This is a genomic window from Solitalea koreensis (genome assembly GCF_900182575.1).
GTDB lineage: Bacteria > Bacteroidota > Bacteroidia > Sphingobacteriales > Sphingobacteriaceae > Solitalea > Solitalea koreensis.
Map to the genome: position 1 here is coordinate 499,837 of NZ_FXSZ01000002.1, position 22,678 is coordinate 522,514.

Consider the following 22,678-nt stretch of genomic DNA (forward strand, 5'->3'; position numbering starts at 1 on the left):
TCAATGATTTTCAGCTTTCTGCATTTCGCTAAATACTGCACTTACTTTGTTAAAATCTTTTAAGCCGGGCTCAGTTTCAAGTTTACTGTTAAAGTCAATACCATAAATGTTCAAACCGGATACCTTGAGTTGTACTATTTCTTCAATGTTTGCGGCATTGATCCCTCCACTTAAAAAAAATGGTTTCTTATTATCGTACTGCTTCAGTATGGACCAATCAAAAGTTTCTCCTGAGCCCCCGTGATCAACCGTTTTAGTATCAAACAAAAAATAATCACATGCGGATTGATATTTTTTCAATTGAGCAAAATCAAAATCCTTATCCACTCCAAACGATTTAATAACCTCAACGCCGGGCGATCTTAACTGATTACAGTAATCAGCGTTTTCCTTTCCGTGTAATTGAACTGCATCAAAATCATGGTCGGCTACAATTTCCATTACATCTTCCAATTTTGCATTTACAAAAACGGCTACTTTCTTAACACCGGCGGGTACAGCTTTTAGAAGCTCCAACTTATCAAAATACCTAGGTGATTTTGGATAAAAGATAAAGCCTAAATAATCAGGAACCAAAGCTGCCACCTGAACGATATTTTCGGCATGTTTCATTCCGCAGATCTTGATTTTCATAGTATTATTAAAACAATTACTTTTCACTTCCAACTTTTACTAATTCAATAAGGCTTTAAAACTAGCAAGCGCTTTTCCTCCAAGCAATGATTCTTCGGCCTTTGCCATACAATCGTCCAATGAAGCGTGTTCCTCAATACACTGAATTGCTAGTCCTGCATTACTAACCACTACTTTATTTTGAGCGGGAGTACCTTCACCTTTTAACACCTTCATAAAAATAGCTGCTGATTCTTCTACCGAATCTCCTCCTTTAATACTTTCAGCATTAAGCCGCATTCCCAACTCCTCAGGCTGATAGATGCGTTCTCCGCTTTTTGAAAACGTTTTAAATGCATCGGTAAGTGATATTTCATCATAACCTTCGAGCGTATGCAGAATAATGTAATTTCTGGTTGATTTCTGATATAGATAAGCGTATAAACGGGCTAATTCTAAACTAAACACGCCTACAATTTGATTTTTAGGTTTTGCAGGATTCACCATTGGACCCAACATATTGAAAAACGTTTTCACCCCTAATTCCTTTCGAATGGGTGCAACGGTTTTCATGGCCGGATGAAATAATGGCGCATGAAGAAAACAAATACCTGATGTTTCCAACTTACGCTGCAATGTTGAACTATCATTCGTGAATTTATAACCTAAATATTCCATTACATTTGATGAACCACATGCCGAAGAAACGCCGTAATTCCCATGTTTTGCAACTTGGTATCCGGTACCGGCAACCACAAATGATGCTAAGGTGGAAATATTAAAAGTATTCTTACCATCCCCTCCGGTTCCGCAAAGGTCAATCAGATTATCAGCAGGAAGCTCTATCTTTAAACAAAGTTCAAGCATGGCATCCCGAAAACCTTCCAACTCTTCAACGGTAATACTGCGCATACAATAAGCCGTCATAAAGGCTGCCATTTGGGAATTATTGTATTTACCGGAAGCAATATCAGTAAGAATTTCTTTTGATTCTTCCTTTCCAAAGGTTTTTCCTTCGAATAAATGCGATAGTATTTTTTTCATCTTAATTTAGATATGCATATGGAGAAAACATTTCTCTCTTTAACAATTCTGAATACATTTATTTAATCATTTTTTCATTCCTGCTCTCCCCTCTGGCGGAGAGGTCAAGGCTGAGACAATAAAAAAGGGTTACCGTCGCACGATAACCCTTCATAAGCTTAATATTTTGGTTTACTTAAAATATACCCGGTTACCGCAAATTATCTTTGCTTGCCACCAAATGATATTTAAGTTTAATAAGTTCATACCTGTTTTTTTCTGTAAGTGGTTGTTTTTTTATTGGTCATCTAGACCCCCAACAAACCTTCCCGAGATTGAATTAACTCATACGGTTTTTTCAAATATGAACACAATTTTATTTAGATGCAATAAGGAATTAAAAAAAGTTCAACTAAAAGTTATCGCTTCCACCTTATAGCTTAAAAAAAATCTGTTATTTTTAAAAATATGCAGAGCAAAGCTAAAGTAACCAAGAAAATAAACCGAAAAACTAATATTTTAAGTATTCTTTTAATATTAGCCGGCATATTTTCAGCAGCTTTTGGGTTAGAAAGCTACTTGATTCCTAATGGATTTATTGATGGCGGCGTTACGGGCATTTCCCTATTGGTTAATAGCGTAACAGGCCTCCCTCTTTCCATTTTAATCTTCCTATTTAACATCCCATTTATTATCATGGGATACCATCAAATCGGAAAAAAATTTGCTTTAAAAACACTTTTAGCCATTATTGGGTTAGCATTGGTACTTATTTTTGTAAAGTTTCCAATAATCACAACTGATAAGCTACTCATATCCATTTTCGGAGGCTTTTTTCTGGGCGGAGGAATCGGTTTGGCTGTGAGAGGTGGTTGCGTAATCGATGGCACCGAAATTTTAGCGGTTTTTATTACGCGAAAAAGTGTACTAACCATTGGAGACACTATACTTGTTATTAACATTATCATCTTTACAGTTGCTGCTTTCATCTTAAGTATAGAAACAGCAATGTATTCTATTCTTACTTACATATCAGCCTCAAAAACTATCGATTTCATCATTCAAGGTATTGAAGAATATACAGGAGTAACCATTATCTCTATAAAAAGTAAGGAGATAAAAGAAACCATCATGCACGACTTGGGCAGAGGCGTAACGATTTATAAAGGAGAACGAGGATTTGGCTCCCACGTTTATCAAAACAAAGAAATAGATATTGTATTCACCGTAATTACGAGATTAGAAATAGCAAAACTAAAATCTGTGGTGGAACAAATTGATCCAACTGCATTCGTGGTGATGCATAGCATCAATGAAACTAAGGGTGGAATTATTAAACAACGACCGCTGCATTGAAATATGAAATATTTAAAGATAGGTAAGAAGTTTTGGAAGTATGAGTTGCATGATCTGGGTTTTAGCGAACGGCTCACTGGCAGCAATCATTCTATCAATAAAAACGGATCGTTTAACGTACAACGTGTAGGTCATTCAAGTACTACTATCGATGACATTTACAACAACCTCATTAACATGAAGTGGAGTAAATTTTGTCTTGTCATTTTAACATGGTTCATTGTTATCAATGCATTATTCGCTTTCATATACATGGCTGTTGGGACCGAATACCTTGCGGGAGCTCACGGGCGTGATAAGATTGCAAAGTTTCTCGATTGTTTTTTCTTCAGCGCACAAACCCTTTCAACAGTTGGCTATGGTCATCTTAGTCCGAGTAATTATTGGATGAGTGGCGTAGCTGCCCTAGAATGTTTGCTCGGTTTGTTAGGATTTGCTTTAGCCACAGGCTTATTATACGGACGTTTTTCACGTCCGGCAGCTAAAATTCTATATAGTGAAAACATGTTGGTTTCTCCTTATCAGGATAAACAAGCAATCATGTTCAGAATTGTGAATGGCCGAAAAACGCAACTGATTGAAACAGAAATAAAACTCATTTTAGCACTAAATGTAGATGAAGATTCAAAAAAAGTTCGGCGTTTCTTTGATTTAGCACTTGAACGCAGCAAAGTGAGCTTCTTTCCGATGAGTTGGACGGTTGTGCATCCATTGGATGAGAATAGCGTATTATTTGGTTATACTCCGCAAATGCTGGAAGAGGCGGGATTGGAAATTTTAATTTCGATTAAAGCTTTTGATGAAGTTTATTCACAAACAGTTTACTCTCGTTATTCCTATTTAAGCAGTGATATTGTTTGGAATGCTCGTTTTACACCAATGATCGGCGCAAGAAATGGTATTAATATTTTAGCGCTTGATAGCCTGAATGAATTTGAAATCTTAGAAACAGAAACCATTAACCAGTAACGTTGCATAAAATGAGTTGTAATTAGATAGTTCATGGTCGATAACCAAATTAACCATGAACTATCATGTATGATCTACTTCAATAGTGGATCCTTTTCTTTAGTAAAGTGATTGTACACCAATTTATCAGTTAAAGCTGGGAACCAACGACTTAAAAAGACGGTTAATTTACCTTGTCCGGTGATGATCAGGTCGCGTTTACGTTTTTTAACACCGGTTACAATTATACGTGCAACTTCTTCTGAAGTCATCATTTTGCCTTCATCCATTGATGATTCACCTTGTTGTTCGTTATTCTTGTTTAAGGCTGAATTACGAATATTAGAAGCTGTAAAACCCGGACAAGCTAATAAAACGTGTACGTTATTCTTCAAATTTTCAATACGAACGGATTCCAAGAAACCTTGCATAGCAAATTTTGAGGCTGAATAGCCTGTACGGCCGGGTAAACCTTTGTATCCTGCAATCGATGATACTCCAACAATGGAACCTTGAGATTTTATAATTGCCGGCAAAGCGTACTTAGTACAATATACAGTTCCCCAGAAGTTTATATCCATTACCTGACGTAAGACATTAAGATCAAGATCCTTAAACAATGCTCGCATTGAAATACCTGCATTGTTAACAAGTACATCAATCTTTCCGAAGGTAAGCTGTGCCTGACCAATTAAATGTTTGCAATCTTCTTCACGTGAAACATCCACTCCTACTGCCACGGAACGAATTCCATACTGTTTCTCCAATTCCTGACTAAACTCACATAATGCTACATAAGAACGAGCCCCTAATACCAAGTTGGCTCCCTGACGAGCAAATTCTTTGGCACAGGCTTTTCCTATTCCGGATGAAGCGCCGGTAATGATTACTGTTTTTCCTTGTAATGACATGATCCTGATTTAAAAAAGCAATAACTATCGATCGTATTATCGCTTCTCAAAAATGAAAAAAAATATACTAAGTTAAGATATGAGATTTGAGTATTGCGAATTGAGATAATGAATGAACAATTAAAATAGCGTTATTTGACATTTATTAAACCATTAATCCTTTGTTTTATCTTAAAAGACTATTTTCATAAGGTACGCGCGTCATGATTGATCGGCCTAATGTTACTTCATCAGCATATTCAATTTCGCCGCCAAATGCAATACCACGGGCTATGGTGGTTACCTTTATATCGAAATCCTTTAATTTTTTATAGAGATAGAAAATAGTGGTATCACCCTCAATGGTTGGGTTCAAGGCTAAAATTACTTCTGAAACTTCACCCAATCTCACGCGCTCCACAAGCCTTTCTATGTTAAGATCAGATGGTCCAATGCCTTCCATAGGAGAAATCAACCCATTTAACACATGATAAAGGCCATTAAATTGATTCGTATTCTCAATAGCCATAACATCTCTGCTATCTTCAACCACGCATACCAAGCTACGTTCGCGTTTAGTATGACTACAGATGGTGCAAACCGGAGTATCGGAAATATTTCCGCAATTGGTACAAAATTTAATCTCTTTACGAAGTTTAATCAAGGTATTTCCAAACCTATCTACTTCATCCTGACGTTGGTTAAGCAAATGTAAAACCAAGCGTAAGGCGGTTTTTGAACCTATTCCGGGCAGTTTTGAAAACTCATTTACGGCTTCTTCCAGTAACTTCGATGAAAATTGCATGCTGCAAATTTAACAGGAAAACTCTAGGTTTTAGATGATAAGTTTACTACTGATTCTACATCCGTTTCAATTAGTTTATTCAAAAAAAGATTGAACTATATTGGATTTTTTTCATCTTTAACATATTAGCATTATTTATAACAACTAAACATATGTCAGCCTCTTTACTTTTTACATTTGTTGCTCTTTATTTTTTAATTCTCTTAATTGTAGCCTATTTCACCTCTCGCAACGCTGGAAACAATACATTCTTTATTGGAAACAAAAACTCAAACTGGATGTTGGTTGCCTTTGGTATGATAGGTACATCGCTGTCGGGAGTGACGTTTGTAAGCGTCCCTGGATCAGTTGGAGGTGATGCCTTTGCCTACTTTCAAATCACCATAGGCTATTTTATTGGCTATCTGGCAATAGCATTTGTTTTGCTGCCACTGTACTACAGGCTCAATTTGACTTCTATTTATAATTATCTGAATACCCGGTTAGGTTTTCATTCTTATAAAACCGGCGCTTCTTTTTTTATTCTTTCCCGCACTTTAGGAGCCACTGCCCGTTTATACTTAGTTGTTAAAATTTTACAAGACGCCATCCTGTCACAATTCAACATTCCTTTTGGAGTTACCACACTCATTATCTTATTGATGATATTACTTTATACTTATGAAGGTGGAGTAAAAACCATTGTCTGGACAGATACCTTACAAACTACATGCATGCTGGCCGGACTCGTAATTTGCGTAGTTTACATTTTGCAACAAATGAACCTGACCTTAGCCACTGGTCTTGACGCGATGAATTCAGCAGGTTATTCGAAAATATTCTTTACAGATGCGAATGATAAATTATTTTTCGTGAAACAGATACTGGCAGGAGCATTTATAACCATTACAATGACTGGTATGGATCAGGAAATGATGCAGAAAAACATTTCAGTTAAAACATTAAAAGATGCTCAAAAGAATGTTGTAGTTCTTTCCTTCATCATGTTATTTGTAATTCTGCTGTTTTTATTTTTAGGAGGGCTATTACATCTGTACGCTAGAGAAATAGGCATAAATGATACCGGTGATAAACTCTTCCCTGCTGTTGCTTTAAACCACATGCCTCCGATGGTTTCTATCATCTTTATTATTGCTCTTATATCGGCCTTGTTCCCAAGTGCCGATGGAGCAATTACCGCCTTAACCTCATCGTTCTGTATAGATATTCTGGGCATGCAACGAAATGAAGAATGGACAGATGAGAAGAAAAAGAAAATACGTCAACGTGTGCATTTATCATTTGCCGTTTTATTCCTCGCCTTGGTTATGATATTTAAATGGGTTAATAACCCGAGCATGATCGGTTTAATATTAACAATCGCCAGTTATACCTATGGCCCATTATTGGGACTATTCTCATTTGGTATCCTTACTAAACGCACATTAAACGAAAAAATGGTACCTTATATATGTTTAGGAGCTCCAATAATCTGCTTTGCATTAGACAAGTATCAAAATGTGTTTTTCGGGGAATTTCATATTGGCTTAGAATTACTAATTATTAATGGACTACTTACTTTTTTAGGATTATTAGCAATCTCAAAAAAGAAACAATTGGAGCCCACTACCGTTTAAATTATCCCAACATTACATTTTTTTGATCATGATAGAAGAAGACGAAAGAATTAGAAGCGCATTTGAAAATAAAGATTGGCCAGAAATAAAAATCACCGACTCATGGCAGATTTTTAAAATAATGGCTGAATTTGTTAAAGGGTTTGAAACGATGGCTCGTATTGGGCCATGTGTATCAATTTTTGGATCGGCCCGCTTAAAACAAGGAGATCCCTACTACGAAATGGCAGTAGAAATTGCCAATAAACTCACCAAGAAGGGATATGGAATTATTACGGGTGGAGGCCCGGGTATTATGGAAGCCGCCAATAAAGGTGCTTTCCAAGCAGGGGGAAAATCAGTAGGCTTGAATATTGAATTGCCTCACGAACAATTTCACAACGTTTATATCGATAAAGATAAGTTGATGACTTACGACTATTTCTTTGTTCGTAAGGTAATGTTCGTTAAATATTCCCAAGGTTTTATTGTAATGCCGGGCGGTTTCGGTACGCTTGATGAATTGTTCGAATCAATGACATTAATCCAAACCGGAAAAGTAGCACGTTTTCCAATTGTGCTGGTAGGAACATCTTATTGGGGTGGTTTACTGCATTGGATTAAAACACAACTATTAGAAGGCAAATACATTTCAGAACACGATCTTGATTTATTCCGCTTGGTTGATACTCCTGAAGAAGCTGTTGAACACATCGTTCGTTTCTACAACAAATACGTAATCAAACCGAATTTTTAATAATATTTTCCCTCCATATCTGGAGGGAAAATATTATTTCCTTCCGCTCTACAACTCACTCACACCACCTGAAACCACATATTTCATAACATCTGCCGAAGGTAAATTTAAAGGTTGAACCTTATCGGCCGGAATAATATGGAATTCACCCATGATTCCGTATGAATTCGGAAAGTAAACCCCTACTTCGCCGTTCAAATTAAATTTTGAAAGATCCTTATCCGTTACAAAGCCAATTTTTTTCAAACCATAATCATTAAACTGCACTATTACCGGCTCATTAAACTTCTTTTTATCGCCAAAAAAGCTCTCCATAAAATCTTTAATGGAGCTATAAATAAGCTTAAATACGGGTATTTTATTCAGTAAACCTTCAAAATAGATATAAAGCGAATCAGAAATCACATAGGTCACAAACATACCTATCAAGGTTACCGACGTTAATACCACCAATAAACCAAAACCAGGAAGATGAATGTATTGTTGCATACCTCCTATCGATCTCCACGGAATACTAACATTGATAATACTATCTACCCATGAAATTGCTTTAAAAATGATGTATAGTGACAGACCAATTGGCAATACAAATAATAAACCTTTGATAAAAAAGCCGAAAAGGGTTGTCAAGGCAATACGGTAATGAGCTTTTCGACGTAACTTGTTCATATTTTCCATTTTTTACTAAATTCTATTCATAAACGTAAATCCTTTTCACTCGTTGTGAAATGGCAGTAAGTAATTCATAGGGAATTGTCCCAACATGATCGGCCAATTCCTCAACCCGCAACTCATCGTTAAAAACAATTACTTCATCTGTTTCATTGCAATCAATTCCGGTAACATCAAGCATCGTCATATCCATGCAAACGCTGCCAATAATTGGAGCACGTTGTCCATTAACAAGCATAGAGCCTACCCTATTACCTAATTTTCGGTTGTACCCATCGGCATAACCAATCTTAACGGTTGCAATACGAGATGGCTTATCAACGCTGCTTCTTCTATTATAACCGATAGAATCTCCTGCCGGTACTTCTCTTATTTGTGAAATTGTAGTTTTAAGCGTTCCGATTGGTTGAAGTGCAAAATTGTTTTTTATTGCGCTATCAATTCCATACAAACCAATTCCCAAACGAACCATATCAAGCTGAGCCTCCGGAAAACGAGTTATAGCAGCAGAATTTGCAGTATGTTTAATAAATGGATAACCTAAAGCATGTTCTAATTTAGAACAGACCCGCAAGAGCGTATTTAATTGCTTATGGGTAAACTCATCGTGTTTAACCTCATCACTACCGGCCAAATGTGAAAACACTGACTGAATGTGTATTTGTGGATTTTCGCCAAGCATTTCCAGTAACTCATCTATTTGATGTTCTTCAAAACCCAAACGATGCATGCCGGTATCAATTTTAAGATGTATCCGATATTCGGTAATACCTTGATTTTTAAGGAAGGCGATAAACTCTTTAAAGATTCTAAAGCTGTAGATTTCCGGTTCAAGGTTATGTTCGATCAAACTTTCAAAGCTTGACACTTCGGGACTCATCACCATGATTGGCAACTTAATTCCGGCTTTACGCAGATCAGCACCTTCATCAACATAAGCAACCGCCAGGTAATCCACTTTATGAAACTGAAGCACATTGGCAATTTCATAACTTCCGCTTCCATACGAAAATGCCTTTACCATCGCCATCATTTTAGTTCGTGGCTGCAATTTCGATTTGAAATAATTCAGATTACTGATTAAAGCATTAAGGTTAATTTCAAAAACTGTTTCATGGACTTTCAGTTCCAACAGTTTACTGATGCGCTCAAAACCAAAACTTCTTGCCCCCTTCAACAAAATGGTTTCATCGTTAAAATTCTGATTCAAAAATTGTTCGGCAAACTCAGCTGTTGATTCAAAAAAATCAGAATTTGGAGCAAATAATGATTTAAACACATTTAGCTGCGGCCCGATGGCAATTAACCGATCAATTTTTTTTGAGCGAAGCAAGGCCGCCACTTTAGAGTAAAGTTGATTAGCAGGAATTCCCGTTTGAAAAATATCTGAAAGAATAACGGTTCGTTTATGATGTTGATGTTGTTGATGCAAGAAATCTAAAGCAATTTCTAAAGATGCTAAGTCAGAATTATAGCTATCATTAATGAGCGTACAGTTGTTAATTCCCTGCCGCAATTTCAAACGCATTTCAATGGCGGCTAACTCAGCCATGCGTTGTGCAATGACCTCATGGTTATACCCTAAGCAAATCATCGTACTCCAACATATCACTACATTATGAATGTATGCCTCATCCGTAAACGGAATGGTAATTGAATATTGCTGATCTTTAAAACTTGCAACTAAAACACTTTTACCTTTTGATTTTGTTATGCTTAATACGTTCAAATCAGCTTGTTCAGAAGCATCAAATGTCCAGGTGAATGTATTGGGAGAAGTAATTAAGTGTTCTTTTCCTTCGACATCTTTTGAAGAATAAATAAGCAGATTGCAATGCTTAAACAGGCTTAACTTTTCTTCTACTTTCTGTGCTTTACTGGTAAAACCTTCGTCATGCGCTGAACCAATATTCGTTAAAATGCCAATAGTGGGCTGAATGATTTCTTCCAAATGAGCCATTTCTCCCGGCACAGAAATTCCAGCCTCAAAAATGCCAAGATTGGCATCTTGATTTAATTGCCAAACCGATAATGGTACTCCGATTTGCGAGTTATAACTTTTAGGACTACGAACAATATTTTTATCAACTGAAAGCAATTGAAACAACCATTCTTTCACAATAGTTTTACCATTGCTACCCGTAATTCCGATAACATCACGCTTGAAACCCTTGCGATGCACAGCAACAAGATGCTGTAATGCTTCCAGCGTATTGTCGAGCTTGATATAATTTACATCAGCTAATCCTATTAATGATTTATCATTAGAAACTACAAAATTTCTGACGCCAGCCTTATAAACATCAGCAAGAAAATTATGGCCATCATTTCTTCCTTTCAAAGCGAAAAATAAAGATGCTTCAGGATGAGCAATTTTTCTACTGTCGATAATTAGGTTGATGACTGTTGAATTTCCATCGGTTAGACTAGCGTAACCACCCAGTATGTCAGCTACTTGTTTAATTGTATATCCGTTTTCGGGCATGGTACAAATATAGTATCAAGATACAAGAATAAAGATGCCAGAAGATAGAATTAAGGGCCGAAGTGTAAGAATCGAGATACAAGAGTATAAAGAGAACAAAATGCTATTTTTACCTCGAGAGTGCTGTCACTCCAAGCGAGACGGGGCAACCTTTAAACTATATGCAAGAAGAATCAACCAAAAAGAAACGAATCACTGATAAAGGAATTGCTTTGGCAAAAGCCGAACATTATTGCGCCTACCAGGAAAGAAGTCAGCAAGAGGTACGAACAAAATTATATGAATGGGGTTTATGGACAGATGCAGTAGAAGAAATCATTTCAGAATTAATCATAAATAACTTTTTAAACGAAGAACGATTCGCCAAAGCCTATTCGCAAGGTAAGTTCAGAATGAAAGGTTGGGGACGAATTAAGATAAAACAAGGCTTAAAGTTCAAAGGAATTTCAGAGAACTGCATCAAAAAAGGGCTGGCAATTATCGATCCTGAGGAGTACGAACAGAAACTTGCAGAAATAATTAAAAAAAAATCAGCGGTTGAAAAAGAAAAAAACGAGTTAAAAAGAAACTATAAGATAGCCAGTTATGCCATTTCAAGAGGCTTTGAAGCAGACTTGGTTTGGGAAAAAATTAAGAATTTTTAAAATTAGCTATTGACAGAAACGGTTGTTTGCCTATATTTGCATTCCCAAACGAAAGGGAAAACAAATTAATCGCAAGATAATTCGTTTTAAAATTGAAATAATGCGAAAGTAGCTCAGTTGGTAGAGCACAACCTTGCCAAGGTTGGGGTCGCGAGTTCGAATCTCGTCTTTCGCTCCAAGATTGTTCTTTAAAAATTTAACAACTATCGATTTTAATCGATGCTCTGGTGGTGGAACTGGTAGACACGCAGGACTTAAAATCCTGTGACCCTTACAGGTCGTGCGGGTTCGATTCCCGCCCGGAGTACTAAGACTTGAAAGACAGTCTTGTATATGCGAAAGTAGCTCAGTTGGTAGAGCACAACCTTGCCAAGGTTGGGGTCGCGAGTTCGAATCTCGTCTTTCGCTCTAAAGCTCCTCGAATAATTGAGGAGCTTTCTTTTTTTGTTTTATGATCGTAATTCGAAGTGCGTCTTTCGATCTAAATTGTTCTTTAAAAAATTTATAAAATAATATCGATTTTAATCGATGCTCTGGTGGTGGAACTGGTAGACACGCAGGACTTAAAATCCTGTGACCCTTACAGGTCGTGCGGGTTCGATTCCCGCCCGGAGTACTAAGACTTGAAAGACAGTCTTTATATGCGAAAGTAGCTCAGTTGGTAGAGCACAACCTTGCCAAGGTTGGGGTCGCGAGTTCGAATCTCGTCTTTCGCTCTAAAGCTCTTCGAATATTCGGAGAGCTTTTCTTTTTTAGTCCCATTCCTACTTGAATCTATTTTCAAGTATGGTTGACTGTCAAATAAAAAATCTCAGAAAAAATCAATACTCAACTTCATCCGTACCTAAAGTTTGCTAAATTAGTTTAACAAGCGATAGTAGCTCAGTTGGTAGAGTATTAGTTTCCCAAACTAAAGGTCGCGGGTTCGATCCCCGTCTATCGCTCTTTTTTTCAATCTTTTCTCGCTCTTTTTTACTCCTATATGACTTATTAGGGCTTAAAACACTAAAACCAAATCCCTATCTTTGCGGTTTGAAAATCATATGAGCAAGCACGGAAGAATTTTGGTGGCTATGAGCGGCGGTATCGATAGTTCGGTAGCAGCAATCATGCTACATGAGCAAGGCTACGAAGTAATCGGCCTAACCATGAAAACCTGGGATTATGCCTCGTCGGGTTCCTCTTCTAAAGAAACCGGATGCTGCAGTCTTGATTCAATCAACGATGCACGTTCTTTAGCCGTTGATTATGGATTTCCACATTACATACTCGACATTCGTGAAGAGTTTGGCAATTTCGTTATCGACAACTTTGTAGATGAATACCTCGCCGGACGAACACCGAATCCTTGTGTATTATGTAATACCCACATAAAATGGGAAGCATTAATGAAACGTGCCGACAAACTCGATTGTGAATTCATTGCAACAGGTCATTATGCAAACATCCGTCAGGAGAATGAGCGCTATGTGGTTTCAAAGGGATTAGACGACAATAAAGACCAATCGTATGTCCTTTGGGGTGTTTCACAATATAATTTAAGCCGTACCAAATTGCCACTGGGAAGTTTTCGTAAAACAGAAATTCGTCAAATGGCAATGGACATGAATCAGATCGATCTTGCCAACAAGAGTGAAAGCTATGAAATCTGTTTTGTACCTGATAATGATTACCGTTCATTTCTGCGTCATCGTGTTCCTGATTTAGAGCAAAAAGTTGATGGAGGAAACTTCGTCATGAGCGATGGCACAATAGTAGGTAAACACAAAGGTTATCCGTTCTATACGATCGGTCAGCGCAGAGGGTTGGGTATTGCCATGGGTGAACCTGTATTCGTCACCCGTATACATCCTGAAACGAACACAGTGGTTTTAGGACGTGAAGATGAATTATTAAAAAGTGAAGCACTGGTTCGTAATTTCAACCTTATTAAATATGGCTCTATCCAAGAACCTATCGAAGCTGTTACAAAAATACGCTACAAGGATGCCGGTACAATGAGTACTATTGTAGAAGAAAACGATAAGATTAAAGTTAGCTTTGATCACTCGGTTTCAGCGATCGCACCGGGCCAATCAGCGGTTTTTTATGAAGGAAATGATTTATTAGGCGGTGGCTTTCTTTGTTAATTAAATAACCAAAAATTTTTCATTTATATATGTCTGAGCAATTAGAACACATTCATTGCCTGATTATTGGATCAGGCCCGGCAGGATATACTGCAGCAATTTATGCAGCTCGTGCTGATCTTAAACCTGTTATGTATACCGGTTTACAACCAGGCGGACAATTAACTACCACTACTGAAGTTGAAAACTTCCCGGGTTACCCTGAGGGAACTCAAGGTCCTGAAATGATGGAGGATTTCAAAAAACAAGCGGAGCGTTTCGGAACAGATGTTCGTTTTGGTATTGTTACAGCTGTTGATTTTTCGTCATTACCTCATAAAGTAACGCTTGATGATGGTAAAACGGTTACCGCTGATTCAGTAATTATTTCAACCGGTGCTTCAGCAAAATGGTTAGGATTAGAATCTGAACAAAAATACAATGGTTTTGGCGTTTCAGCTTGTGCTGTTTGTGATGGATTTTTCTTCCGCGGACAAGAAGTTGCAATTGTTGGAGCTGGCGATACAGCTGCTGAAGAAGCAACTTACCTGGCTAAACTTTGTAAAAAAGTATATATGATTGTTCGTAAAGGTGAAATGCGTGCTTCAAAAGCAATGCAACACCGTGTTGAACATACTGAAAACATTGAAGTTCTTTTCCATACAGAAACCAAAGAAATTTTGGGCGATGGTCAAAGTGTTACAGGAGCTCGCATCATTAACAATGAAACCGGCGAAGAAAAAACCATTAATGTTACCGGTTTCTTCGTAGCTATTGGTCATAAACCAAATACTGATGTGTTTAAAGGTTGGCTTGATATGGATGAAACAGGCTATTTAATTACTCAACCTGGTAGCACTCGCACCAACATTGAAGGAGTATTTGCAAGTGGTGATGCACAAGATCATATTTATCGTCAAGCGGTAACAGCTGCCGGTTCAGGCTGTATGGCAGCTCTTGATGCTGAACGTTACTTAGCTGCCAAAGCGCACTCTTCAGTTTATGCTGAAGAAGTATCAAAATAAGATATTTAAAAATTTAGTAAGAAAAACCATTCCCCAACAAGGAATGGTTTTTCTTTTTCACAATATCCCGATTGCATAAAAACTTGGTATATTACTTTAAATTTTATTTAATAAACTGGAATTAAACCCAATGCCATTTTTTCAATTTTAATTTGGCAGTACGCTACTTTTAAAATTCACATATCTATCAGTCAAAATAACAAATGAAGAGAATAACACTGACCTTGCTGATTCCATTACTGGTACTTACATCACAAAGCTTATTTGCCCAGAATGAACGTATAACCAAGCATAATGATTCCTCCAATACTGTAATCCTTAAAGATTATCAACTAAAATTGGCAGAAATTGAAAAACAACACATCGCCGATTCTCTTCAAAAATTAAAATTAGAAGCTCAGATTAATGCGTTAAAAACAACCGATAATTTAAAAAAGGAAGAATTACAGAAAAAAATACAGGAATTAAATTCGAAAGAGGAAAAACGACTGGCTCAAAAGAAAGCACGTATCGATTCCTTACGGCATACGGCCCAAAATTTTCCTGTATACGGTTTTTTCAATGATACTTTGTTTAATATCTATAGCAATTTAGGAAGCTTTTCCGCACGCGAACGAGCAGAAGCAGTTAGTGAAAGAATAAAAAAAACAGCTAATGATTTCAAATTTAATCGTGATTCACTAGTTATAAGCCAATCGGAATCAACAGTTGAAATTAATTTTGGTGAAACCATCCTCATGAGTGTATCAGAGAATGATGCCCTATGGAATAATTCAACTAAACTTGAGTTGGCAAAAAAATATCAAGACATAATTAGCAATGCTATTCTGGAATATAAATCCGAAACTAGTTTTACAACTTTGATAAAAGAGATCGGTCTTTCATTACTTGTTCTTTCAGTTTTGGGTGCAATCATCCATTATTTTAAAAAACTATTCAAATGGACAGCAATTAAAATTCAACAGCATGAAAACAATAGGATAAAAGGTATAAAGATTAGGGATTACACCTTATTTAATGCTAAACAACAGGTAAACGCGCTATTGAGTCTTAACAATGTTCTCAAATGGTTATTCATTCTATTGGCCGTTTATATTACATTACCGATACTTTTTGGAATCTTTCCATGGACTAAAAACTTCACAACCACTTTATTTGGTTACGTTTTAAACCCTCTAAAAAAAATTGTGCTCGCTTTCTGGAGCTATTTACCGAACCTCATTACCATAATTGTAATAATCATAGTATTTCGCTACATTTTAAGAGGTATTAATTTTTTAAAGATTGAAATTCAGAGAGGTAATTTGAAAATCTCCGGATTTTATCCTGATTGGGCCAACCCTACCTATCAAATTGTTCGCATTTTGGTATTAGCTTTTATGGTGATTGTAATATTCCCATACCTACCAGGCAGTGATTCTCCAATATTTCGCGGGGTTTCAGTTTTCCTAGGATTCCTATTCACTTTTGGCTCAGCAGGTTCGCTTTCAAATATTATTGCCGGTTTAGTACTTACCTATATGCGATTATTCAAAATTGGAGACAGGGTTAAAATTGGAGAAGAAGTAGGTGATGTTATAGAAAAATCAATGCTGGTTACACGAATAAGAACCATAAAGAATGAAATAATATCGATCCCTAATTCAACAGTAATGAATAGTCACACGATCAACTATAGCAGTGATGCTCCGGATAAAGGATTGATACTACATACTACTGTAACTATTGGTTATGACGTTCCCTGGAGAAATATGCACAAAGCATTGATAGATGCGGCTATAAAAACCGAACATATTTTACCGGATCCTGCTCCTTTTGTATTACAAACAAGTTTAGATGATTTTTATGTTTCCTATCAAATAAACGCATACACAAAAGAACCTAACAAACAAGCTTTTATCTATTCCAATCTGCATCAAAACATACAAGATTGTTGTAATGAAGTGGGCATAGAAATTCTTTCTCCTCATTATAGAGCAGCAAGAGATGGAAATATGACCACCATCCCATCAAATTACCTTGATAAAAATTATAAAGCTCCGGTATTTACAGTAAGAAATGTGAATACAAAAGAATAAGAGTAAAAATGACGGTAACTAATAAAAAGCTAAACGAATTAAAGGCTACGGCTATTTGTGGTAACGATATAAGCTCTTCCTGTTTATATGTTTCGGCCCTTACCATATTATATGCAGGCCAATATGCATGGATTTCCCTGCTTTTCGTAGCATTTGTTTTATTCTTATTCCGTAGAATATATGGAGAGGTTGTCGGAGCTATTCCGTTAAATGGGGGCGCATACAATGTATTATTAAACACAGCAACCAAACGGATGGCATCTCTTGCTGCCACGCTTACCATTTTATCTTATATGGCCACAGCCGTTCTCTCTGCCGGTGAAGCCATGCATTATTTAAGCAAAATATTTTCTTCCTTGGATGTAACTATTGCTACCATTGTTGTACTCTTTACATTCACCGGTTTGGCTATTTTAGGCATTGGGGAATCAGCAATAGTGGCGATGATAATTTTCATTGTCCACCTGCTTACCCTTTCTTTTTTAGTATTGGTTTCAATTTGGTTCTTAATTAACAATGGCTTATCAACATTTCATATAAACTGGCAGGTTCCTATCAAGTATGGCAATCTAACGCATGCTTTATTTTTTGGCTTTTCAGCGGCTATGCTTGGCATTTCTGGGTTTGAAAGTTCTGCAAATTTTGTAGAGGAACAACAGCCTGGAGTATTTCCTAAAACACTGCGTAATATGTGGGTAGTAGTGAGCTTTTTCAATCCTGTTATTGCCTTGCTTGTCATATGCATTATCCCGATTTCGCAAGTTGGGGAACATAAAGAATCATTACTCGCCTTTTTAGGACAAACAACCGGAGGGTCATTATTTGCTTATCTCATTTCCATTGATGCTGTTTTAGTTTTATGTGGAGCTGTATTAACTTCTTTTGTCGGAGTTTCAGGCTTGTTGGAACGAATTACCTTAGATAGAATACTCCCTAATTTCTTCCTGAAGAAAAATAAACGTGGAGCAAGTTATCGTATCATCATTACATTTTTGATTTTGTGCGTATCGGTATTAATGGCTACTAGTGGAAATCTTGAAGCCTTAGCAGGTGTTTACACCTTTTCATTTCTTACGGTAATGGCTTTATTTGCTGTCGGTAACCTTTTATTAAAATTCAAACGAAAAAAACTACCACGACCAGAAAGGGCCAAAGAGCATATCGTTATACTTGCCATAGTGGCTGTATTAATAGCTTTCTTAGGCAATGTTAAACTAAACCTCAATTCTCTTTATACATTTATAGAGTATCTGCTGCCTTCATTGCTATTCATTTACATGATGCTCAATCGGGCATTTTTACTAAAGGTGTTAATTGAAGTAATAGAATATTTCTATGAACCATTACGCAAAGCAGTAGTAGTGAGTAATCGATACCTAACTACTATGCATTCAAAGATCAATGCGCAGGAATTTGTATTTTTCACTAAAGGAGATAATGTTGCCGTACTCAATAAAGTAATGCAGTACGTTGAATTGAATGAAACAACAAAAAAACTGAAGATTGTTAATATTAAAAAGAAAGGTGATACAAATGAGTTACTTAAAGTAGATATTGAAGTTCTTGATAGAGCATATCCTGATATTGCCATTGATTTTATTGAAATAGAAGGAATCTTTGGCCCTGAAATCATCGATGAACTTTCAAAAAAATGGCATATACCCAAAAACTTCATGTTTATAGGATCGTTAAGTAATAAATTCCCGTATCATATTTCAGAATTAGGAGGCGTACGGTTAATCATGTAAAAAATGGAAATCGCGATCGTATTGGGTTTGTTGGTTATCGTGTTAGCACTTTTTATTTCCGAAAAACTTTCGGTTGATGTGATAACTATTTTAATGCTCATCACACTGATTTCCAGTAAAATAATAACCAAAGAAGAGGCCTTTAATGGATTTGGAAATGACTTTATCATTATGCTTGCCTCCATTTTTGTGATAGGAGCTGCTATTCAAAAAAGTGAAGTATTTAATACCGTAAGTTCAAGCTTAGTTGTAAAATTAGGCAGCAAACCCATTATCATTTTAAGTACCATTATGGTTTTTACTGCGCTCCTCTCGGCCTTCATGAATAACACTTCAATAACCGCTATGCTTATCGCACCGGTACTGGCCATTAGTAAAAAAATAAACATAAGCGCATCCAAATTTTTAATGCCGGTAGCTTTTGCCTCTATGTTAGGTGGCACATGTACACTTATTGGGACCTCCGCTAATATTGCCGGTAGCGCTTATCTTGAAGAATCCGGAATTGCTCCTTTATATATGTTTGAACTACTGCCTATGGGCATTGTGCTTTGTGCCGTAGGTATTTTTTACCTGATGATAACCAGCAGGTATCTATTGCCTTCTTATAAAAGCATTGAGGATGTAAAATCAATCAGAAAATACCTTAGTGAAGTGGTTATTAAACCCGAATCACGTTTAATTGGCAAAAAATTAATGAATGATGAATTCAAAAATTTAAATCTTGAAATAGTAAGAGTTATACGTGGTATTAATGATTTGGTGATTGAAGATGATATAATAGAAGCAAATGACCATATTCTTTTAGTAGGTACAATAGAAGACCTGCTTAAAATTAAGGAATATTATTTTATCGATATCATTGGTGAAAACGAAGAAGAGGAAAAGCCCGATAAAAATGAAGAAAGTGAGGAAAAGAGAAAAAGTAAAGAATCAAAAATAAAACACGTTGCAGAAGTATTGATTAATCGAAATTCCTCTATGAGAGGAAAATACATTAAGAATGTTAATTTTTACAAGCAATGGAACCTGGTGGTCCTTGGGGTATATCGTTTCGGTGAACGGGTTGAAAAGAAAATTGACGATACCATTTTACGAATGGGTGACATTTTATTTGTGCAAGGAACCTCATCCGATATTAAAAGTTTTGTCGCTGTTGATGATATTGTACTGATCAATGAGACTCCCAAAAAAATTAATTTCAAAAACAGGGGTTGGTTAGTTTTTGCATTCTTTCTAACTGCAATTTTTTTAAGTGTTACGGGGTTTATGTCAATAAGTGTTGCATTCATGGCTGTTGCAGCACTAAGTGTGATGTTAAAAGCAATTACTGTTGAAGAGGCTTACCATGCTGTAGATTGGCGTTTATTAATTTTGATTGGAGGCATGACCGCTTTTGGTGTAGCAATGAAAAATTCAGGAAGCGACAAATTTATTGCTCAACTAATCGTGCATACATTCGAAAATTCCAACCCCAGTACTATAATGGCCGCTTTTATGATTATAACGGTTTTACTTACTCAACCGCTATCAAATGCGGCATCAGCATTAGTAATGCTTCCAATTGCAATAAGTACCGCCAATGCTATGGGCGTAAATGAAAGAAGTTTTGCAATTGCCATAATTGTCTCCGCTTCCATTTCCATGATAACCCCATTTGAACCTGCTTGTATTTTAGTTTATGGACCCGGTAAATATAAATTTAGTGATTTTGTAAAAACTGGAGGTCCCTTAACTATTTTACTGCTTATTGTTGTATGGCATCTGATACCGATAATTTGGAAGCTTTAACTCAAACTCATTAAATATTTTTTACCATGGAAATCAATGAATTATTAAAAACAGAAATCATCAACACTGGCAAACTTTCAATAACTATTGGTGATATTCTTAACGCAACAGTGATTTTAATCGCTGCTTATATTTCCATCAGAGTATTATCCGCCTTAATTACCCACTCCTTTGTTAGAAAATCAAAATCTGATGGACGACATATTTCGATTATTAAGCTATTGAAATACTTCATCTGGATACTGGCTATCATACTTACGCTTCAGTCGCTGGGTATAGACATTACTTTTTTGATTGCGAGTTCTGCCGCTTTGCTGGTCGGAATTGGTTTAGGGCTACAAAATGTTTTTAAAGATTTTATTTCGGGCATTACCTTACTGTTTGAAGGAACAATAAAAGTAAATGATATAGTTGATGTGGATGGAATGGTTGTACAGGTAAATGAAATTTCATTACGAACTTCGAAAGTAACGACCAGGGAAGATAACGTTGTAATTATCCCCAATCATAAATTCATTGAAGATAAAATTGTTAACTGGACCAATAATATGTTACCTACCCGATTTAAAATTAATGTCGGTGTCGACTATTCATCGGATGTGGATTTGGTTGAAAAAAGTTTAATTGAATGCGCCTTAAGCCATAAGGATGTTTTAAATGATAATAACTACTCCCCTTCTGTGCGATTAATGGACTTTGGAAGTTCTTCTATAGATTTTCAATTGATATTTTATAGTTATAACTTATTTAGAATAGAAAAAGTTAAAAGTCAAATTCGTTTTGAAATAGCCAGAACGTTTAAGGAACAGCATATTATCATACCTTTTAATCAATTAGTCATTCATCAAACAAAAGCCGACAACTCGTAATACTAAATTTTGAATTAAGATTCTATCTAATATCTTTAGTAAATGACTACACAAATCATCCTTACCATATGCGCCTTGCTTTTAGTAGCCTATTTTTTTGAGATCACCTCGTCGCGAACCAAAATACCCTCGGTAATTTTACTATTACTGTTAGGATGGGGAGCAAAACAAACTTCAATGCTTTTAAAACTTCAAATACCTGATCTCTCCACACTGCTTCCAATATTTGGCACCATTGGTTTAATCTTGATCGTTCTAGAAGGTTCGCTAGAACTTGAATTAAAAAAAGAAAAAAGATCTTTCATCGAAAAGTCTTTTTTTGTTGCCTTTATACCTATGTGTGCCTTGGCTTTTTTAAGTGCATTTTTATTTAATTTTTTTGGTGATTTCTCCTTTAAAAAAAGTCTTATTAATGTAATTCCACTTTGTATTATAAGCAGCGCTATAGCTATTCCAAGTGTAAAAAATTTATCAACAAGCAACAAAGAGTTTGTGATATACGAAAGTAGTATGTCAGATATTCTGGGTGTTTTATTTTTTGATTTTATGGTATTGAATGAAGCAATTGAATTAAAATCATTTGGACATTTTGCCTTAAACTTATTAGTGATTTTCGTTATCTCATTCATAGCTACAATTATTCTATCTTATTTATTAAGAAAAATTGATCACCACATAAAATTTGCACCAATTATTATTCTGGTGGTATTAATCTATACATTATCAAAAATCTATCACCTACCCGGGCTGATTTTCATTTTATTATTTGGCCTTTTTATTGGGAATATAGATGAACTAAAAGATCAAAAGTTAATTAAGCTTTTACAAGCTGAAAAATTAGATAAAGAAGTTCAACGGTTTAAAGACATTTTAATCGAAGGAACATTTCTGATCAGATCCTTTTTTTTCATTTTATTCGGTTACTTAATTAACACAGCAGAAATTATTAATACCGAAACCTTAGGCTTAGCCATCGCCATAACGGGAGGCATTTTTTTGTTCAGGTTTATACTATTGAAAGCATCAAAACTACCGCTCAAACCGCTTCTATTCATTGCTCCAAGAGGATTAATTACTATTCTGCTTTTTTTTGCAATACCTTCGGCACAAGTAATTTCACTAGTAAACAAATCATTGGTAATTCAGATTATCATTTTAACAGCAGTAGTCATGATGATAGGCTTAATGATAAATAAAAACGAAAAGATTAATTCTTTGCAAGTAGCAAAAAATAAAGATTCTGTAGACTCAAATTCATCCACTCTCTAAAAG

General features: G+C 36.0%; 18 protein-coding genes and 6 tRNA genes. 18 read left to right on the forward strand and 6 right to left on the reverse strand.

Annotation, left to right across the window (positions count from 1 at the left end; all coding sequences use genetic code 11):
* Together FN756_RS05200 and trpD are read right to left on the reverse strand one after the other, a co-directional pair.
* Window positions 1-633: a phosphoribosylanthranilate isomerase gene (locus FN756_RS05200; RefSeq protein WP_142602067.1), complete on the reverse strand. Its 633-nt coding sequence runs from the start codon at window positions 631-633 to the stop codon at window positions 1-3.
* A 39-nt stretch (window positions 634-672) separates the two neighbouring features.
* Complete coding sequence (gene trpD / locus FN756_RS05205; protein ID WP_142602069.1) at window positions 673-1,656, reverse strand: anthranilate phosphoribosyltransferase; 984 nt, start codon at window positions 1,654-1,656, stop codon at window positions 673-675.
* A gap of 447 nt (window positions 1,657-2,103) precedes the next feature.
* On the opposite strand from trpD, the gene FN756_RS05210 reads away from it, so the two are divergent.
* On the forward strand, window positions 2,104-2,991 hold the full coding sequence (locus FN756_RS05210; RefSeq protein WP_142602071.1) for a YitT family protein: 888 nt from the start codon (window positions 2,104-2,106) through the stop codon (window positions 2,989-2,991).
* A 3-nt stretch (window positions 2,992-2,994) separates the two neighbouring features.
* On the forward strand, window positions 2,995-3,960 hold the full coding sequence (locus FN756_RS05215; RefSeq protein WP_142602073.1) for an ion channel: 966 nt from the start codon (window positions 2,995-2,997) through the stop codon (window positions 3,958-3,960).
* Between the two features lie 74 nt (window positions 3,961-4,034).
* Here FN756_RS05215 and FN756_RS05220 read toward each other — a convergent pair whose 3' ends face one another.
* Window positions 4,035-4,850 (reverse strand): SDR family oxidoreductase, encoded by an 816-nt coding sequence (locus FN756_RS05220; RefSeq protein WP_142602075.1) that lies wholly within the window; start codon window positions 4,848-4,850, stop codon window positions 4,035-4,037.
* A gap of 166 nt (window positions 4,851-5,016) precedes the next feature.
* A complete protein-coding gene (gene recR / locus FN756_RS05225) occupies window positions 5,017-5,634 on the reverse strand; it encodes a recombination mediator RecR (protein WP_142602076.1) in 618 nt (205 codons plus the stop codon).
* A 152-nt stretch (window positions 5,635-5,786) separates the two neighbouring features.
* Here recR and FN756_RS05230 point away from each other — a divergent pair, with 152 nt between their 5' ends.
* Together FN756_RS05230 and FN756_RS05235 are read left to right on the forward strand one after the other, a co-directional pair.
* Complete coding sequence (locus tag FN756_RS05230) at window positions 5,787-7,250, forward strand: sodium:solute symporter (protein ID WP_142602078.1); 1,464 nt, start codon at window positions 5,787-5,789, stop codon at window positions 7,248-7,250.
* A gap of 28 nt (window positions 7,251-7,278) precedes the next feature.
* Window positions 7,279-7,986 (forward strand): LOG family protein, encoded by a 708-nt coding sequence (locus tag FN756_RS05235; protein WP_394344411.1) that lies wholly within the window; start codon window positions 7,279-7,281, stop codon window positions 7,984-7,986.
* 48 nt (window positions 7,987-8,034) lie between these two features.
* Here FN756_RS05235 and FN756_RS05240 read toward each other — a convergent pair whose 3' ends face one another.
* Together FN756_RS05240 and FN756_RS05245 are read right to left on the reverse strand one after the other, a co-directional pair.
* On the reverse strand, window positions 8,035-8,655 hold the full coding sequence (locus FN756_RS05240; protein WP_246085427.1) for a DUF502 domain-containing protein: 621 nt from the start codon (window positions 8,653-8,655) through the stop codon (window positions 8,035-8,037).
* 22 nt (window positions 8,656-8,677) lie between these two features.
* The gene (locus FN756_RS05245) at window positions 8,678-11,143 is read right to left on the reverse strand and encodes a bifunctional UDP-N-acetylmuramoyl-tripeptide:D-alanyl-D-alanine ligase/alanine racemase (RefSeq protein WP_142602082.1); all 2,466 of its coding nucleotides are present in this window, start codon (window positions 11,141-11,143) and stop codon (window positions 8,678-8,680) included.
* 161 nt (window positions 11,144-11,304) lie between these two features.
* On the opposite strand from FN756_RS05245, the gene FN756_RS05250 reads away from it, so the two are divergent.
* The 14 genes from FN756_RS05250 (at window position 11,305) to FN756_RS05315 (ending at window position 22,675) form a co-directional block, all read left to right on the forward strand.
* The gene (locus FN756_RS05250) at window positions 11,305-11,787 is read left to right on the forward strand and encodes a regulatory protein RecX (RefSeq protein ID WP_142602084.1); all 483 of its coding nucleotides are present in this window, start codon (window positions 11,305-11,307) and stop codon (window positions 11,785-11,787) included.
* A gap of 102 nt (window positions 11,788-11,889) precedes the next feature.
* Window positions 11,890-11,965, forward strand: a tRNA-Gly gene (locus FN756_RS05255).
* A 43-nt stretch (window positions 11,966-12,008) separates the two neighbouring features.
* Window positions 12,009-12,094 (forward strand) — tRNA-Leu (locus tag FN756_RS05260).
* Between the two features lie 28 nt (window positions 12,095-12,122).
* Window positions 12,123-12,195: transfer RNA gene (locus FN756_RS05265), tRNA-Gly, on the forward strand.
* 122 nt (window positions 12,196-12,317) lie between these two features.
* Window positions 12,318-12,403, forward strand: a tRNA-Leu gene (locus FN756_RS05270).
* Window positions 12,404-12,430: 27 nt separating this feature from the next.
* Window positions 12,431-12,503 (forward strand) — tRNA-Gly (locus tag FN756_RS05275).
* Window positions 12,504-12,658: 155 nt separating this feature from the next.
* A tRNA-Gly gene (locus tag FN756_RS05280) sits at window positions 12,659-12,731 on the forward strand.
* A 99-nt stretch (window positions 12,732-12,830) separates the two neighbouring features.
* Complete coding sequence (gene mnmA, locus FN756_RS05285; RefSeq protein ID WP_142602086.1) at window positions 12,831-13,916, forward strand: tRNA 2-thiouridine(34) synthase MnmA; 1,086 nt, start codon at window positions 12,831-12,833, stop codon at window positions 13,914-13,916.
* Between the two features lie 29 nt (window positions 13,917-13,945).
* On the forward strand, window positions 13,946-14,920 hold the full coding sequence (trxB, locus tag FN756_RS05290) for a thioredoxin-disulfide reductase (protein ID WP_142602088.1): 975 nt from the start codon (window positions 13,946-13,948) through the stop codon (window positions 14,918-14,920).
* 203 nt (window positions 14,921-15,123) lie between these two features.
* A complete protein-coding gene (locus tag FN756_RS05295; RefSeq protein ID WP_142602090.1) occupies window positions 15,124-16,998 on the forward strand; it encodes a mechanosensitive ion channel domain-containing protein in 1,875 nt (624 codons plus the stop codon).
* 8 nt (window positions 16,999-17,006) lie between these two features.
* Window positions 17,007-18,746, forward strand: a complete 1,740-nt coding sequence (locus FN756_RS05300) for an APC family permease (RefSeq protein WP_142602092.1) — start codon at window positions 17,007-17,009, stop codon at window positions 18,744-18,746.
* Window positions 18,747-18,749: 3 nt separating this feature from the next.
* The gene (locus FN756_RS05305) at window positions 18,750-20,537 is read left to right on the forward strand and encodes an SLC13 family permease (RefSeq protein ID WP_142602094.1); all 1,788 of its coding nucleotides are present in this window, start codon (window positions 18,750-18,752) and stop codon (window positions 20,535-20,537) included.
* A gap of 26 nt (window positions 20,538-20,563) precedes the next feature.
* A complete protein-coding gene (locus tag FN756_RS05310; RefSeq protein ID WP_142602095.1) occupies window positions 20,564-21,406 on the forward strand; it encodes a mechanosensitive ion channel family protein in 843 nt (280 codons plus the stop codon).
* Window positions 21,407-21,481: 75 nt separating this feature from the next.
* On the forward strand, window positions 21,482-22,675 hold the full coding sequence (locus FN756_RS05315) for a cation:proton antiporter (RefSeq protein ID WP_221929017.1): 1,194 nt from the start codon (window positions 21,482-21,484) through the stop codon (window positions 22,673-22,675).
* Window positions 22,676-22,678: the final 3 nt, after the last annotated feature.